This window comes from Mesorhizobium sp. B2-5-11 (assembly GCF_006440835.1).
GTDB lineage: Bacteria > Pseudomonadota > Alphaproteobacteria > Rhizobiales > Rhizobiaceae > Mesorhizobium.
Map to the genome: position 1 here is coordinate 681,996 of NZ_VFUK01000001.1, position 15,210 is coordinate 697,205.

Sequence of the window (15,210 nt, forward strand, 5' to 3'; positions counted from 1 at the left end):
TAGGGTGAAAGATTTGTCAAATATCGAGGATAAGACCGTTATCGAGCTGACCGCTGACATTGTCTCGGCCTATGTCGGCAACAACCCGCTGCCGGTTTCCGGCCTGCCTGACCTGATTGCCAGCGTCAGTGCCTCGGTGCGAAAGCTCGGAGGTGCCGTTGTCGCGGAAAGCCCAAGCCTGGTTCCTGCGGTGAACCCGAAGAAGTCGGTTTTTCCCGACTACATCGTCTGCCTGGAAGACGGCAAGAAGTTCAAGTCGCTCAAGCGGCACCTCAGGACGGACTATGGGCTGAGCCCGGATGAGTATCGCACCAAATGGGGCCTGCCGCCCGACTATCCGATGGTCGCTCCGAACTACTCAGCGACACGGTCAGCGCTGGCGAAGTCGACGGGACTTGGCCGCAAGCCGGCAGCGCCGGCCCCCGTGGCCAAGGCGACAAAGCGCGGCAAAGCCAGCGCCTGAGCGCGGCCGACCGCAGCCGGAAGCCTCTGAGCTGCGATGTTGACGGCGCCATTGCGCGCGCCGTTTTCATGCCTTGCGTGGCCAACCGGCCCGCAAGGTCTTGCGAAGCGCCGGTCTCCCGTGCAAAAGCGCGGCCATGCTTATCATCAACGACCTCTCGCTGCGCATGGCGGGGCGCTTGCTTCTCGACCATGCCTCGCTGACCTTGCCGGCCGGCACCAAGGCCGGACTTGTCGGCCGCAACGGTACCGGCAAGACCACGCTGTTCAAGGCTATAACAGGCGATTTCCCTTCCGAGACGGGCTCGATCAGCCTGCCGAAGAACACGCGGATCGGCCAGGTGGCGCAAGAAGCGCCCGGAACCGAGGAGCCGCTGATCGAGATCGTGCTCAAGGCCGACCTCGAGCGCACGGCGCTGCTCGAGGAGGAAAAGACGGCGACCGATCCGCACCGTATTGCCGACATCCATATGCGGCTGGCCGATATCGACGCGCATTCGGCCGAGTCGCGCGCCGCCACCATCCTGGCCGGTCTCGGCTTCGACGACGCCGCGCAGCGCCGTCCGGCCTCCTCGTTTTCCGGCGGCTGGCGCATGCGCGTGGCACTCGCTGCCGTGCTGTTTTCCGAACCCGATCTTCTGCTGCTCGACGAGCCGACCAATTATCTCGATCTCGAAGGCACGCTGTGGCTTGAGAACTATGTTTCCAAATATCCGCACACGGTGCTGCTGATCTCGCACGATCGCGACCTGCTTAACCGCGCCGTCAATTCGATCGTCCATCTCGACCAGAAGAAGCTGACCTTCTGGCGCGGCGGCTACGATCAGTTCGAACGCCAGTACACCGAGCAGAAAGAACAGCAGGAAAAGGGCCGTATCAAGCAGGAAGCCGCCCGCAAGCATATGGAATCCTTCGTCGAGCGTTTTCGCGCAAAGGCATCCAAGGCAAGACAGGCTCAGTCCCGCATCAAGGCGCTTGAAAAGATGAAGCCGATCACGGCCATCGTGAACGACACGGTGCGGCCATTTTCTTTCCCGGAGCCGGTGAAGTCGGTGGCCTCGCCAATCGTCGCGCTGAACAATGTCAATGTCGGCTATACCCCCGGTGAGCCGATTCTGAAGAAAATGACCTTGCGCATCGATGCCGACGACCGAATCGCGCTGCTTGGCGCGAATGGCAACGGCAAATCGACCTTCGCCAAGCTTCTGTCCGGTCGCCTGAAGCAGGAGACCGGCACCATGACCGTGGCGCCCGGGCTGAAGGTGGCGATCTTTGCACAGCACCAGCTCGACGATCTCAGGCCTGAGGAAAACGCCTACGAGCATGTTCGCAGGCTGATGCCCGAAGCGCCGGAATCGAAAGTGCGCGGCCGTGTCGCCCAGTTTGGGCTCACCACCGAAAAGATGAACACGGCGGCGAAAGACCTGTCCGGCGGCGAGAAGGCGCGGCTGTTGATGGGGCTGTCGGCCTTCGAGGGGCCGAACCTGTTCATCCTTGACGAGCCGACCAATCATCTCGACATCGACAGCCGCGAATCCTTGATCCATGCGCTGAACGAGTTCCCCGGCGCCGTCATCCTAATCTCGCACGACCGCCATCTCCTGGAAGCGACGGCGGACCGGCTGTGGCTGGTCAAGGATGGCGCGGTCAATCCCTATGACGGCGACCTCGAAGATTACAAGACGCTGGTCACCGGCGTGTCCGGCGACCGGCGCGAGCGGCGCGAGGCGGAAAAAGCCTCGAAGGCCGACCGCCGCCGCGAGGCGGCCCAGCGCCGCGCCGCCTTTGAGCCGCTGGCTAAGGAAATTCGCGCCACCGAAGCGCTGATGGACCGCATACGCAAGCGCATCGACGGCATCGAGGACGAACTGGCCAATCCGGCGATCTACGAAAAGGACCCGTCGACGGCGACAAGGCTGGCGAAGGAGCGATCGCAACTCGCCCAGACGCTCGCCGGCCACGAGGAAAAGTGGCTGACCATGTCGGCCGAATACGAGGAAGGCACGGCGGAGTAGGGAGAGCGCCGCTTCCTTCTCCTCTTGTGGGAGAAGGTGGCCTCGCGAAGCGAGGTCGGATGAGGGGTGTTCCAGGGAATGCCAACGCCTCATTCCGGCACGCACCCCTCAACCGTCTCGGCACTGCGCGCCGATCCACCTTCTCCCACAAGGGAGAAGGGAAGGCGCCATCTGGCCCTACACGCCTTGCCCGAAACCCGCTAAACAAACCCCATGAACCAGCACGCCAGCCTTCGCATCGGCCATTCGGCCTGTCCGCATGATTGCCCGTCGACCTGCGCGCTCGAGGTCGAGTTGCTTGACGGCAACCGCATCGGCCGCGTCCATGGTGCCAAGTCCAACAACTATACGGCCGGCGTCGTCTGCGCCAAGGTTGCTCGTTACGCCGACCGCGTCCACCATCCCGACCGCTTGCTGAAGCCGCTGGTGCGCAAAGGCGCCAAGGGCGAGGGCGCCTGGCAGGAAATAAGTTGGGAGGCGGCGCTGGACCTCGTCGCCGAAAAGTTCATCGCGGCCGAGGAAAAATACGGCTCGGAGACGGTCTGGCCCTATTTCTATGCCGGCACGATGGGGCTGGTGCAGCGCGACGGCATCGAGCGGCTGCGGCATGCGAAGAGATATTCGGGCTTCTTCGGCTCGATCTGCACCAACCTGGCCTGGACCGGCTGGATGATGGGGGCGGGCGCGCTGCGCGGTCCCGACCCGCGCGAAATGGCCAAGTCCGATTGCGTGGTGATCTGGGGCACCAATGCCGTGGTGACCCAAGTCAACGTCATGACCCACGCCATCAAGGCACGCAAGGAGCGCGGTGCCAGGATCGTGGTCATCGACGTCTATGAGAACGCCACGATGAAGCAGGCCGATATGGGCCTTGTCCTGAAGCCTGGCACCGATGGCGCGATGGCTTGCGCGGTTATGCATGTGCTGTTCAGGGAAGGCTTGGCTGACCGCGCCTATCTCGAGAAATACACCGATGACCCGAAAGGTCTGGAAGCGCATCTGCGCACACGCTCACCCGAATGGGCGGCCGCGATCACCGGATTGACTGTGGCCGAGATAGAGAGTTTTGCCCGTCTCGTCGGCACGACCAGGAAAACCTATTTCCGCCTCGGCTACGGCTTTGCCCGCCAGCGCAACGGCGCGGTCAACATGCATGCCGCCTCCTGCATCGCCGCCGTCACCGGCGCCTGGCAATATGAGGGCGGCGGCGCCTTCCATTCCAATTCCGGCATCTTCAAGCTCAACCAGGAGGTGCTGGAGGGCACGCGCATGCGCGATCCCTCGATCCGCTTTCTCGATCATTCGCGCATCGGCCCGGTGCTGACGGGGGCGCCGGATGCGCTCTATGGCGGGCCGCCGGTGACGGCGCTGCTCATCCAGAACACCAACCCGGCCAATGTCGCGCCCGAGCAGCGACTGGTGAAGCAGGGTTTCTTGCGTGAGGATCTGTTCACCTGCGTGCACGAGCAGTTCATGACCGACACGGCCAAGCTCGCCGACGTCGTGCTGCCGGCAACGATGTTCGTCGAGCATGACGACATCTACAAGGGCGGCGGCAACCAGCACATCACGCTCGGCCCGAAGCTGATCGAGCCGCCGGAAGGGCCGCGCACCAACCATTTCGTCATCGAGCAATTGGCTGAGCGCCTCGGAGTCGCCGACAGGCCGGGCTTCGGCCTCACCGAACAGCAGCATATCGACATCATCCTGGGCAAGCGCGGGTTGGGCAGCTTTGCCAGCCTGAAGGAGCAGAAATGGGTCGACCTGCAGCCGGATTTCGAAACCGCGCATTTCACCAAGGGCTTCGGCCATGCGGACGGCAAATTCCGCTTCCGCGCCGATTGGACCGGACAAGCCGCCCCCAATAGGCCGCCGAAAAGCATGGGCCTGTTCGGCCCGGTGGAGCAGTTGCCGCAATTTCCTGATCATGTCGACCTGATCGAGATTGCCGACGAGGCGCATCCGTTCCGGCTGGCTACGTCGCCGGCACGCAACTTCCTCAACTCGACCTTTTCCGAAACGCCGGTGTCGAAGGCCAAGGAAGGCCGGCCGGAATTGCTCTTGCATCCCGACGATGCCGCCGCACACGGTTTGGCAGAGGGCGATCGTGTCGAACTCGGCAATGCGCGCGGCGAGGTGGTGCTGCATGCGAGGCTGTTCGACGGCATCAAGCGCGGCGTGGTGATCGCCGAAGGCATCTGGCCGAACAGCGCGCATGAGCGCGGCGAGGGCATCAACGTGCTGACTGGCGCCGATGCACCCGCACCCTATGGCGGCGCGGCATTCCACGACAACAAGGTGTGGCTGCGCAAGGCAAGCTGAGCGGCCTCAGCTCATACCGGCAGGGTTTCGGCCGTCCTTTTTCTGTTCTGCCGGAGACGAATGTCGTCGGCGATCGCCTGGGCTTCGATTCCGATTTCGCGCAGCAGGCCGGTGACCGAATTGTGGAAGCCGACGAGATAAAGACCGAGTTCCGAAGCGCGCGCATTGACGCCGCTGGCGCCAGGCTCGACGCCGGGCTGGAGGAATTTGGCATAGGCTGGGCGGTAGCCGGTGGCGAAGATGATCGCGTCGAAGTCGCTGTGACGACCATCGACGAAACGGGCGCCGCCCTCTGATATCTCGGCAATGTCGGGCGCGACCTTGATCGCGCCTTCGCGGATCTTGCCGATGGTGCCGACATCGATCACCGGGATGCGCGACGCCAGGGATATCTGCTCCAGCAATCCCTGCTTGGGCCGTTTGAGCCCATATTTCTCCAGCCTGCCCAACACCAGATCGAGGATGATAGGGAACGCGGCGTCATTGACGCGTCGCGGCCCCAGGCGCGTCGCCATGCTGACGACCTGGATGGGCACCCCGAGCAGTTCGCGCGGCACGATATGGACGCCGCCGCGCACGGAGATCGTCGGATGCGCGCCGCCTTCCGCCAGGTCGAGCGCGATCTCGGCGCCGGTGTTGCCCATGCCGATGACCAGCACCGACTGGCCGGCAAACGGCGTGTTGTTGCGGTAATCCGCGCTGTGCAGACTTTTGCCCTTGAAACTGCCGGCGCCGGCGAATGCCGGCATCAGCGGCTCGGCATTGTATCCCGAGGCAATCACCACATGGGAAGCGCGCACGGTGCCTGATGTCGCTTCGACGCCCCAGCTTCTGCCCTGTCGGCCGATCGCCCGCACCGCTTCTCCAAAGCGGGGCCGCAGATCGAAGCGTTGCGCATAGGCATCGAGGTATTCGACGAACAGATCACGTGGCACATAGCGCGGATAATGCCTGGGGAAGGGCACGAAGGGCAGGGATGAATAGCGCTTGGTCGTGTGCAGGTGGACGCGCTGGTAGTGGCGCCGCCAGGCGGGAGCGGGCTGCTGCTCTTTTTCAAGCAAGATGAAGTCGACCCCGGCCTGCCGCAGGCACGCGGCAACGGCCAGGCCCGCCGGCCCGGCACCGATGATCGCAACCGGGGTGGTGTCGTGCAAGCGCGCCTCCCGCCGCTAATTCGCGATGCGGAGAATGGCGAAAGCATGCCAGACATGCAACCTGATCGCTCATCCCGGCAGCGGCACCGTCAGGCCGACCTTGACGCGGTCCATGGCCACGAAGGTGCGGAATTTGCGGACATTGTTGCTGTTGAAGAACAGGCGCCGCGTCAGCGCCTCATAGGCGCTCATGTCGGCCACCGTGATGGCCAGGATGAAGTCGGCCTCGCCTGTCACATAGTAGCACTGCTGGACTTCCGGCGCCGCCAGGAATTGCCGCTTGGCCGCGTCGATCAGTTCGGTGCGTTCGCTTTCGAGTTCGACCTCGACGAAGATGGTGATGGGCTGGCCGACCGCCGCCGGTTCGATGACCGCGACATTGGCCGCGATGACGCCGGTCTGTTGCATGCGCTTGATACGGCGCTGCACCGCCGGCGCCGACAGGTTCACGGCCTCGCCGATCAGTCGCTGCGGCGTCGTGTTGTCCTTCTGCAGCACGGCGAGAATGGCGAGGTCGAAACTGTCGAGCGAGGCTGGCAAAGCGGGCAATGGCATGTCCTGAAGAAACAAACTTGCATTTCGGCACCTTGAATACAGCGCTTTTTGCGCCTGCCTTGCAATATAGTCTCGTCGTCAGCCAAGGAGGCCTTGATGTTCCTGCTCAACCGCAATGCCTTGCACGGCAGCCCACTCGATCCGGTCGACGCCGAAACGCTCGGGGTTGCGGGGGCCGACGCGGCCGAGCGTTTCCTGTCCCATCGCGACAATCATCAGGAGACGCCGCTGCATGCGCTGCCGGCGCTGGCCTCCGAACTGGGCATTGGCGCCATCCACCTCAAGGATGAGGGTTTTCGCCTCGGCCTCGGTAGCTTCAAGGCGCTTGGGGGCGCTTATGCCGTCGTTCATCTGGTGCTGGAGGAAGCCGGCCGCCGGCTTGGCAGGCCGCTCGGCATCGCCGATCTCGATCAGCCCGATGTCAGGGCGGTCGCCGCCACCATGACGATGGCTTGCGCGACCGACGGCAATCACGGCCGCTCGGTGGCACAGGGCGCGCGGCTTGTCGGCGCGAGGGCGGCGATCTTCGTCCATGCCGGCGTCAGCGACGAGCGCATCACGGCTATCGCCCGCTACGGCGCCGAGATGATCCGCGTCGACGGCAACTACGATGATTCGGTCAGGCAAGCCGCACGCGTCGCGGCGGACAAGGGCTGGACCGTCGTGTCCGATACGTCGTGGCCGGGCTATGAGCGCATTCCAGGCCTCGTCATGCAAGGCTACACCGCGATCATGCGCGAGGCGCTGCGCCAGCTCGGCGAACCGCCCACCCACATCTTCGTCCAGGCCGGGGTCGGCGGCATTGCCGCTGCCGTGGCTGGCCATCTCGCCATCGTGCTCGGTGATGCCAGGCCGGTCTTCACCGTGGTCGAGCCCGCACGTGCCGCTTGTATCTTGGGCGCCGCCAGGGCTGGCCATCCTGTCAAGATCGCGCATGGCGAAGCGACTGTCATGGCGATGCTCGAATGCTACGAGGCGTCGCCTGTCGCCTGGCGCGTGCTGGCGCGTGCCGCCGATGCCTTCATGACCGTCGACGAGGAGGATGCGGTCGCTGTGATGCGGAGGCTTGCGCGGCCGGCCGGCGGCGATCCGGCCATCGTTGCCGGCGAAAGCGGCGGGGTCGGCCTGGCCGGACTGATCCGGGCGCTGGCCGACAACAAGGCCGAACTCGGCCTCGACCGGCTCTCGCGGGTGCTGGTCGTCAACACCGAAGGCGCAACCGATCCCAGGCGTTATGCCGAACTCGTCGGCGTGGCCGCCGCGGACGTGCTTGCGGGCAAGGTACTTTCTGGAGCAACGCCATGATCTCGGTCGACGCGCGGCGGCTGCTTGGCCGTATTCGGGACCTCGGCGCCATCGGCCGCGACGGCGAGGGCCGGCTGGTGCGGCTTGCCGCCTCGGACGCCGACCGGCAGGGCCGCGACCGCTTCGTCGGCTGGTTGCGCGAGGCGGGGCTCGAAGTCGCCATCGACCGCATGGGCAATATCTTCGGCATCTGGCGGACGCCTGGGAATGCCGGGCAGGCGCCGATCCTGATAGGCTCGCATATCGATACGGTCATAGATGCCGGCATTTATGACGGCTGCTACGGCGTGCTGGCTGGGCTGGAGGCAATCGAGACACTGAAGGCGTCAGGCTTTGTCCTGTCGCGCCCGTTGGCCGTCGCCGCCTTCACCAATGAGGAAGGCGTGCGCTATTCCCCCGACATGATGGGCTCGCTGGTTCATGCCGGCGGTGTTGCGATCGACGAGGCGCTGGCGGCCGTGGGGACCGACGGCAGCGTGCTCGGGCAGGAACTGGCGCGCATCGGCTATGCCGGCGACGAGCAGCCGGGCTTCCTCAAGCCGCATACCTATCTCGAACTGCATATCGAGCAGGGCCCGGTGCTGGAGCGCGAAGGCGTGCCGATCGGCGCGGTGGAAAACCTGCAAGGCATCTCCTGGCAGCGCATCACCATCGACGGGGTCGCCAACCATGCCGGCACCACGCCGATGTCGATGCGCAGCGACGCCGGCCATGCGGCCGCCCGTGTCGTCGCCTTCCTGCACGATCGTGCCAAGGCTTCGAACACGCCGACCGTCGCCACCGTCGGCACGATGCTTTTCGAGCCCAACGCCATCAACGTCATTCCCTCGCGAGCGGTCTTCACCATCGACCTGCGCGATCCTCTCGAGCACCGGCTGCAGGCGGAGGAAGCAGCACTCGCCGCTCACCTCGAAGAACTCGCCGCCGCCGAAGGCGTGACGATCTCGGTCGAGCGGCTGGCGCGCTTCGAGCCGGTGATCTTCGACAGCCGCATCGTGGAGCTGATCGAGGCCGCTGCCATCAGTCGCGGGCTGGTTTCGAAGCGCATGACGTCCGGCGCCGGCCATGATGCGCAGATGATGGCGCGTATCGCACCTGCCGCGATGATCTTCGTGCCGAGCGCCGGCGGCATCAGCCATAATCCGCGCGAATACACCGAGGATACCGAGCTCGTCGCCGGCGCCAACATTCTGCTCGATGTCGTCACCCGACTTGCAACCTAGTTTGAGAGGGGCGGAGAAATGGCCAAAATCGATCTCGATGCCTTGAAGCAGGAGATGACCGGCTGGCGGCGCGATCTGCATGCCCATCCGGAATTCGGGTTCGAGGAAAAGCGCACCGCGGCCTTCGTCGCTGCCAAACTGCGCGAATTCGGCCTCGACGATGTGACCGAGGGCGTCGGCGGCACCGGCGTCGTCGGCACGCTGAAGCGCGGCAGCGGCAACAGGGCGATCGCGCTCAGGGCCGATATGGATGCCCTGCGCATCACCGAGCAATCGGCTGTGGCCTATGGCTCGCAGAATCCCGGAATCATGCACGCCTGCGGCCATGACGGCCACACCACCATGCTGCTCGGCGCGGCGAAGCTGCTGGCCGGGGAGGGCGGGTTCAACGGCACGGTGCGCTTCATCTTTCAGCCGGCCGAGGAGTGGGGCAGGGGCGCGCTGGCCATGCTCGACGATGGGTTGATGCGCCGCTTTCCCTTCGATGAGATTTTCGGCCTGCACAATCTGCCCGGATTGCCGATTGGCCATTTCGAAACCCGCCCCGGCCCGATGATGTCGGCCGAGGATATCTTCGAGATCGTTCTGAGAGGCCTCGGCGGCCACGCTGCCGGGCCGCAGGACGGCCGGGAGACACTGGTCGCCGCTTGCGCGCTGGTCACCAATCTGCAAACCATCGTCTCGCGCCGGCTGAGCCCGGCCGACATATCGGTGGTCTCGGTAACCGAGCTGATCACCGACGGCACCCGCAACGCGCTGCCCGGCCTTGCCCGTATCCTGGGAGACGCCCGTAGCTTTCGCCCCGAGGTCAGCGCCGAGATCGAGAAGCAGATGCGCACCATCGCCGCCGGCACCGCCGCCGCCTACAACGTCACCGCCGAGGTCGCCTACAGCAGGGAATTCGTGCCGCTGCACAACGACGCCGAATTGGTCGACGAGGCCTTTGCAGCCGCCGGAAACGTGTTCGCGCCCGAAAGCGTCGCCGTCGCCCGCGAGCCGATGACCGGCTCTGAGGATTTTGCCCGTTTCCTCGCTCACGTGCCCGGTTGCTTTGTCTTCCTCGGCAATGGCGACACGGCGCCGCTGCACAATCCGAGCTACGACTTCAACGATGACGGCCTGCTGTTCGGCACGAATTTCCACGCCGCCGTCGTCAGGCGGCGATTGGGAGCATGAACGGCCGCGGTCTTTCCGGAATTTTGCGGGAAGCCAAAGGGGTGGAATCCCCATGACGCTACGGCAAGACTCAGCTAACATCCACATCGCGGCGGACCTGATATCCGCCTGGCCGGCGCTATCAGGCACCTCCCAAGCGGCGCCGGCCGTCCTCTCCAGGCTGTGCTTTGTGCTGTCCCGCCGTGGTCCGCGGCGTTGCTGCACGCATGTCAACTCATTTGCCGGTCTTATCGGCCACAGGATTGCCGTCGGCGTGCGGGTTTTCCGCTGCCGGAGCCTTGGTTGGCGGGACGTTGTTGTCGCAGGCCGACACGGCCAGAACGATCAGCAGAAGGCCTAGGGAGAGCTTCTTCATCGCTACCTCCTCTCGTCTGACAACGAGACGACTTCCGTTTGGTTGCGACGATCAAGCCGAGGAACAAAAGCTCATGTCTCCGGTTGGATCAGGCAAAGGAGGACTGCTGGATGATCCGTCTGCTCTTGGCCTGCACCATCGCCTTCGTCACTTACCGCCTCGCGCGCAAGCTGATCGAGGACGTACCCGACACCGTCGATCCCCTGTTGCTGCCGGTCCCGAAGAATGATCGGGAGACATTGCGCAGGCAGTCTGCGGCCATGGGTGTCGATCCGGAACGCTGACCTGTCGACCCTGAGCTCGCCGCGCTGCTTCCTTGTTGCGAACAAAGCGGAAACGATGCTTGATGGGCGATGAACCTTGCCGCCCATGATTCGACATTTCGGGAACCGACCGACCAGCCCGCTTACCTCGCAAGGCTGAATGATGCCCAGCGCCAGGCCGTCGAGCATGGCGACGGCAGGATCGCCGGACCGCTGCTGGTCATTGCCGGCGCCGGCTCGGGCAAGACCAACACGCTGGCGCATCGCGTAGCCCATCTCATCGTCAAGGGCGCTGATCCGCGCCGCATCCTGCTGATGACGTTTTCACGTCGCGCCGCCTCCGAAATGGCCAGGCGCGTCGAGCGCATCGCCGGCGAGGTGCTCGGCCGTGACGCCTCGATCGTCACTGACGCGCTGACCTGGGCCGGCACCTTCCATGGCATCGGTGCACGGCTGCTGCGCGATTACGCGCAGGAGATCGGCCTCGATCCGGCTTTCACCATCCACGATCGCGAGGATTCGGCCGACCTGATGAACCTGGTGCGCCACGAGCTCGGCTTCTCGAAGACGGAAGCGCGCTTTCCCACCAAGGGCACCTGCCTTGCCATTTATTCGCGCGCCGTCAACGCGCAGGCGCCGCTCGGCGAGGTGCTGGGCTCCGCCTTTCCGTGGTGCGCCGGCTGGGCCGAACAGCTGAAGCAGCTGTTCGCCGGCTATGTCGAGGCCAAGCAGACGCAGAACGTGCTCGATTACGATGACCTGCTGCTCTACTGGGCGCAGATGACGGCCGAACCGGAGATAGCGACGCATCTGGGCGGGCGCTTCGACCATGTGCTGGTCGACGAATACCAGGATACCAACCGGCTGCAGGCCTCGATCCTCATGGCGCTCAAACCCGATGGCGCCGGGCTGACGGTGGTCGGCGACGATGCGCAATCGATCTATTCGTTCCGCGCCGCCGAGGTGCGCAATATCCTGGACTTCCCAAACCAATTCGCGCAGGCCGCCGATGTGGTGATGCTGGAGCGCAACTACCGCTCGACCGACACCATTTTGGCCGCCGCCAATGCGGTGATCGGCGAGGCCTCGGAACGCTTCACCAAAAATCTGTGGTCGGAACGCAAATCCGCCGCCAAGCCGAGGCTGGTGACTGTACGCGACGAGGTCGAACAGGCCAATTTCGTCTGCGAGGCCATCCTGGCCGAGCGCGAGGCCGGCACGGCGCTGAAATCGCAGGCGGTGCTGTTTCGCGCCTCGCACCACAGCGGGCTGCTGGAAATCGAGCTGACGCGGCGCAACATTCCCTTCGTCAAGTTCGGTGGGCTGAAATTCCTCGATGCCGCTCATGTCAAGGATGTGCTGGCGGTGCTGCGCTTTGCCGAAAACCCGCGCGACCGCGTCGCCGGATTTCGCGTGCTGCAGCTTTTGCCGGGCATCGGCCCCTCGGCCGCGGCGCAGGTCGTGGAGACGATGACATCGGCGCTGGACGAGGCGATGGGCCTTGCCGGCTGGCGGCCGCCGCAGCGCGCGGCGGATGACTGGCCGGGCTTCGTCTCGCTCTACTCCGGCCTGCGTGCCGGCGCCAAATGGCCGGCCGATCTCGAACAGGTCAGGCTCTGGTACGAGCCGCATCTCGAGCGCATCCACGAGGACGCAACCACGCGCCGGGCCGACCTTCTGCAGCTCGAGCAGATCGGATCCGGCTACGCTTCGCGCGAACGGTTCCTGACCGAGCTGACGCTCGATCCGCCGGACGCGACCAGCGACCAGGCCGGGCCGCCGCACCGCGACGAGGATTATTTGATCCTGTCGACCATCCACTCGGCCAAGGGCCAGGAGTGGAAGAACGTGTTTGTGCTCAACACCGTCGATGGCTGCATTCCGGCCGATCTCGGCGTTGGTACCAGGGAAGATATCGAGGAGGAGCGCCGGCTGCTTTACGTGGCGATGACAAGGGCCAAGGACAGCCTCAACCTGGTCATGCCGCAGCGCTTCTTTGCGCATGGCCAGGCGGCGCGCGGCGACCGCCATGTCTATGCCTCGCGCACGCGCTTCATCCCGGCCTCCCTCCTTGCGGCATTCGAACAGACGGTATGGCCGGCAGCGCAAGCAGCGCCGGGCAGGGCGCCCCGGCCGGAGATACGCGTCGACATTGGCGCGCGCATGCGCGGCATGTGGAAATAGCCGCGGCGATGGCGCCAGTCAGGATCGCAATTGCCGGTGCGCTCGGCCGCATGGGGCGCCAGATGGCGGACGCCGTGCAGGCCGACTCGCGGCTGGCGCTTACTGCCCGCTTTCATCGACCGGGCATTGCCGGCGATGGCCTGGTCAGCCGCGACGAGGCGCTCGGCCTGGCCGATGTGGTCGTCGATTTCACCACGCCGGCGGCATCGGCCGATCTGGCGAGAGCCTGCGCCGGCCGTCGCGGGCCTGCCATGGTCATTGGCTCGACCGGTTTCGATGACGCTGAATTGGCAGCCATCGCCGATGCCGCGAAAACCGTTGTCATCGTACGCTCCGGGAGCTTTTCGCTTGGGCTGAACATGCTGGTCGGATTGGTCGAGCAGGCGGCGAGAGCGCTCGGTCCCGCGGACTGGGATGCAGAGATTTTAGAGGCGCATCACCGCCACAAGATCGATGCGCCATCGGGCACCGCCCTGATGCTCGGCCAAGCCATTGCCGACGGACGCGGCGTCGAACTCAATGCGATGGCGAGGCGTGTTCGCGACGGTGTCACCGGTGCGCGGCCTGCCGGCGAGATCGGCTTCGCGATGCTGCGCGGCGGCAGCATCGTCGGCGAGCACAGCGTCAGCTTCTGCACCGGGGGCGAGATCGTCACCCTGTCGCATGCGGCCGAGGACCGCGTCATGTTCGCCCGTGGCGCCATCGCCGCAGCCCTCTGGGTGGCCGGGCGACCGCCCGGTCAATACGGTATGCGCGACGTCCTTGGCTTTGGCGCTTCCTGACGGGCCAGAACCCGCCGCTTTCCATTTCTCCAGTCGGCAAAATGACTGAAAGCTTGCGCCTGCCGCGACCGGAGGCGAAGCCTCCGCGTGGAGAATGCGGCGCGCCTCTTGGCGCGTCCTTCAGCCCGTTTGCAAGCGACAATGTCGACCCAGCCGCAAAGCAAACGCCCGGATGCGGCCACTTGCGCGGGCCTTACGTAGATAAGACCGAACCGTTCGGTTCGATTTATGTTGACGGACCGTACATCAAACGGTGAACGTACGCTCTGCGCAAACGGGTGGGCTCAATGGAGTTTTCTCAATAAACCGTTGGTTCAACAAGATAAAATTGTGGCAGCCAGCGATGTCGTTTCAATTTCAAGGGCCGTCCCACAGCTTTTTTGGCACATTTTCGTGACTGGAAACGACAACACCGCAGACCCATCTCGGGGTGGTCCGAGCGACGCGAAATCCTCCCAAGGGCACGCCACTAGACGGACAGAACAAACATACTGGAGTAACCAAAATGACCAAGATCGCTCTTACCGCCGCTGCCATCCTCGTTGCCACGGGCACCGCTTTCGCCGGCAGCGACAATTATGGTTCGGCCAACGCCAATCAGCCCGCCGCCGCTGTTGACCATTCCGTCACCGCTTCGACCTCGAAGACGAACGGAACCGTCCAGGCCCCGGCTTCGCAGGGCGCCGACCGCAACCTTTTCGGCCGCTAATCGCGACTGCCGACATCAACCAACTTGAACTCAGGAGTAAAGAAATGACCAAGATCGCTCTTACCGCCGCCGCCATTCTCATTGCCACGGGCACCGCCTTTGCCGGCAGCGACAATTATGGTTCCAACAATGTCAACCAGCCGGTTGCCAACCAGTCGACCTCCAACATCGACACCACGCATACCGGCTCGATCACCAAGTCCATAAAGGCGCAGGGCGACGCGAATGCCAACGTGCCGGCTCAGTCTGGCCAGGGCATCTGGGGCCGTTGATTCTGTAAGTCTTCGACCACAAAGAGCGGTGGGCCTGGCCCGCCGCTCTTGTTTTTTGCGCATGACCAATCCTCCAAGCTCGGCAGAAAACAATCCGAGCCCAGGAATAAAACAGGAGTGCCTGGGGTCTTGTCCTTAGCGGAACCGTCCTCCCAAGACGCCGCCTAACGGATGAATCCAGGAGATTGAAATGAACAAGATCGCCCTCGCCACCGCCGCCATCCTCGTTGCGACCGGCAGCGCCTTTGCCGGCAGCGACCATTATGGCTCCGACAATGCCAACCAGCCCGTCGCCCCGATGGGGGGCGTGGACCACCTTGTCACCGGCGCGCTCAAGGATACGGGCATGGCCGGCCACGAGACAGGCGATGCCAAGACGAAGCCCACTACCGACTGGCCCGAACCCGGCCAGGGCATCTGGGGCAACTAGCGG

The 15,210-nt window shown here is 64.4% G+C and carries 15 protein-coding genes; 12 read left to right on the forward strand and 3 right to left on the reverse strand.

Annotated elements, in window-relative coordinates:
- The first annotated feature begins 13 nt into the window (after positions 1-13).
- The 3 genes from FJ490_RS03440 (at position 14) to FJ490_RS03450 (ending at position 4,799) form a co-directional block, all read left to right on the forward strand.
- A complete protein-coding gene (locus FJ490_RS03440) occupies positions 14-463 on the forward strand; it encodes a MucR family transcriptional regulator (protein ID WP_140494381.1) in 450 nt (149 codons plus the stop codon).
- A gap of 136 nt (positions 464-599) precedes the next feature.
- Positions 600-2,477 (forward strand): ABC-F family ATP-binding cassette domain-containing protein, encoded by a 1,878-nt coding sequence (locus tag FJ490_RS03445; protein ID WP_140728205.1) that lies wholly within the window; start codon positions 600-602, stop codon positions 2,475-2,477.
- A gap of 213 nt (positions 2,478-2,690) precedes the next feature.
- Positions 2,691-4,799, forward strand: coding sequence for a molybdopterin oxidoreductase family protein (locus FJ490_RS03450; protein ID WP_140728206.1), 2,109 nt, complete (start codon positions 2,691-2,693; stop codon positions 4,797-4,799).
- Between the two features lie 11 nt (positions 4,800-4,810).
- Here FJ490_RS03450 and FJ490_RS03455 read toward each other — a convergent pair whose 3' ends face one another.
- Both FJ490_RS03455 and FJ490_RS03460 read right to left on the reverse strand, forming a co-directional pair.
- A complete protein-coding gene (locus FJ490_RS03455; protein WP_140558874.1) occupies positions 4,811-5,953 on the reverse strand; it encodes an NAD(P)/FAD-dependent oxidoreductase in 1,143 nt (380 codons plus the stop codon).
- A gap of 69 nt (positions 5,954-6,022) precedes the next feature.
- Positions 6,023-6,508: an Lrp/AsnC family transcriptional regulator gene (locus FJ490_RS03460; RefSeq protein ID WP_181165174.1), complete on the reverse strand. Its 486-nt coding sequence runs from the start codon at positions 6,506-6,508 to the stop codon at positions 6,023-6,025.
- 96 nt (positions 6,509-6,604) lie between these two features.
- On the opposite strand from FJ490_RS03460, the gene FJ490_RS03465 reads away from it, so the two are divergent.
- Genes FJ490_RS03465 through FJ490_RS03475 form a run of 3 tightly spaced genes read left to right on the forward strand, consistent with a single transcriptional unit; the run spans position 6,605 to position 10,212 of the window.
- Complete coding sequence (locus FJ490_RS03465; RefSeq protein WP_140728207.1) at positions 6,605-7,813, forward strand: diaminopropionate ammonia-lyase; 1,209 nt, start codon at positions 6,605-6,607, stop codon at positions 7,811-7,813.
- Positions 7,810-9,036: a Zn-dependent hydrolase gene (locus FJ490_RS03470; protein WP_140728208.1), complete on the forward strand. Its 1,227-nt coding sequence runs from the start codon at positions 7,810-7,812 to the stop codon at positions 9,034-9,036. Before FJ490_RS03465 ends, FJ490_RS03470 begins: the two co-directional genes overlap by 4 nt.
- Before the next feature lie 18 nt (positions 9,037-9,054).
- Positions 9,055-10,212: a M20 aminoacylase family protein gene (locus FJ490_RS03475; protein WP_140728209.1), complete on the forward strand. Its 1,158-nt coding sequence runs from the start codon at positions 9,055-9,057 to the stop codon at positions 10,210-10,212.
- A gap of 214 nt (positions 10,213-10,426) precedes the next feature.
- On the opposite strand, the gene FJ490_RS32560 is transcribed toward FJ490_RS03475, so the two are convergent.
- On the reverse strand, positions 10,427-10,567 hold the full coding sequence (locus FJ490_RS32560; RefSeq protein WP_181165131.1) for a hypothetical protein: 141 nt from the start codon (positions 10,565-10,567) through the stop codon (positions 10,427-10,429).
- Between the two features lie 110 nt (positions 10,568-10,677).
- Here FJ490_RS32560 and FJ490_RS32565 point away from each other — a divergent pair, with 110 nt between their 5' ends.
- The 6 genes from FJ490_RS32565 (at position 10,678) to FJ490_RS03500 (ending at position 15,207) form a co-directional block, all read left to right on the forward strand.
- Positions 10,678-10,851 (forward strand): hypothetical protein, encoded by a 174-nt coding sequence (locus FJ490_RS32565; RefSeq protein ID WP_181165130.1) that lies wholly within the window; start codon positions 10,678-10,680, stop codon positions 10,849-10,851.
- Between the two features lie 69 nt (positions 10,852-10,920).
- The gene (locus FJ490_RS03480; protein WP_140728210.1) at positions 10,921-13,014 is read left to right on the forward strand and encodes an ATP-dependent helicase; all 2,094 of its coding nucleotides are present in this window, start codon (positions 10,921-10,923) and stop codon (positions 13,012-13,014) included.
- Between the two features lie 8 nt (positions 13,015-13,022).
- Positions 13,023-13,796 (forward strand): 4-hydroxy-tetrahydrodipicolinate reductase, encoded by a 774-nt coding sequence (gene dapB / locus FJ490_RS03485; RefSeq protein WP_140728211.1) that lies wholly within the window; start codon positions 13,023-13,025, stop codon positions 13,794-13,796.
- Positions 13,797-14,301: 505 nt separating this feature from the next.
- Positions 14,302-14,505 (forward strand): DUF680 domain-containing protein, encoded by a 204-nt coding sequence (locus FJ490_RS03490; RefSeq protein ID WP_140515477.1) that lies wholly within the window; start codon positions 14,302-14,304, stop codon positions 14,503-14,505.
- A 44-nt stretch (positions 14,506-14,549) separates the two neighbouring features.
- The gene (locus FJ490_RS03495; protein WP_140670123.1) at positions 14,550-14,777 is read left to right on the forward strand and encodes a DUF680 domain-containing protein; all 228 of its coding nucleotides are present in this window, start codon (positions 14,550-14,552) and stop codon (positions 14,775-14,777) included.
- Between the two features lie 190 nt (positions 14,778-14,967).
- Positions 14,968-15,207, forward strand: a complete 240-nt coding sequence (locus FJ490_RS03500; protein ID WP_140584470.1) for a DUF680 domain-containing protein — start codon at positions 14,968-14,970, stop codon at positions 15,205-15,207.
- Positions 15,208-15,210 lie beyond the last annotated feature (3 nt).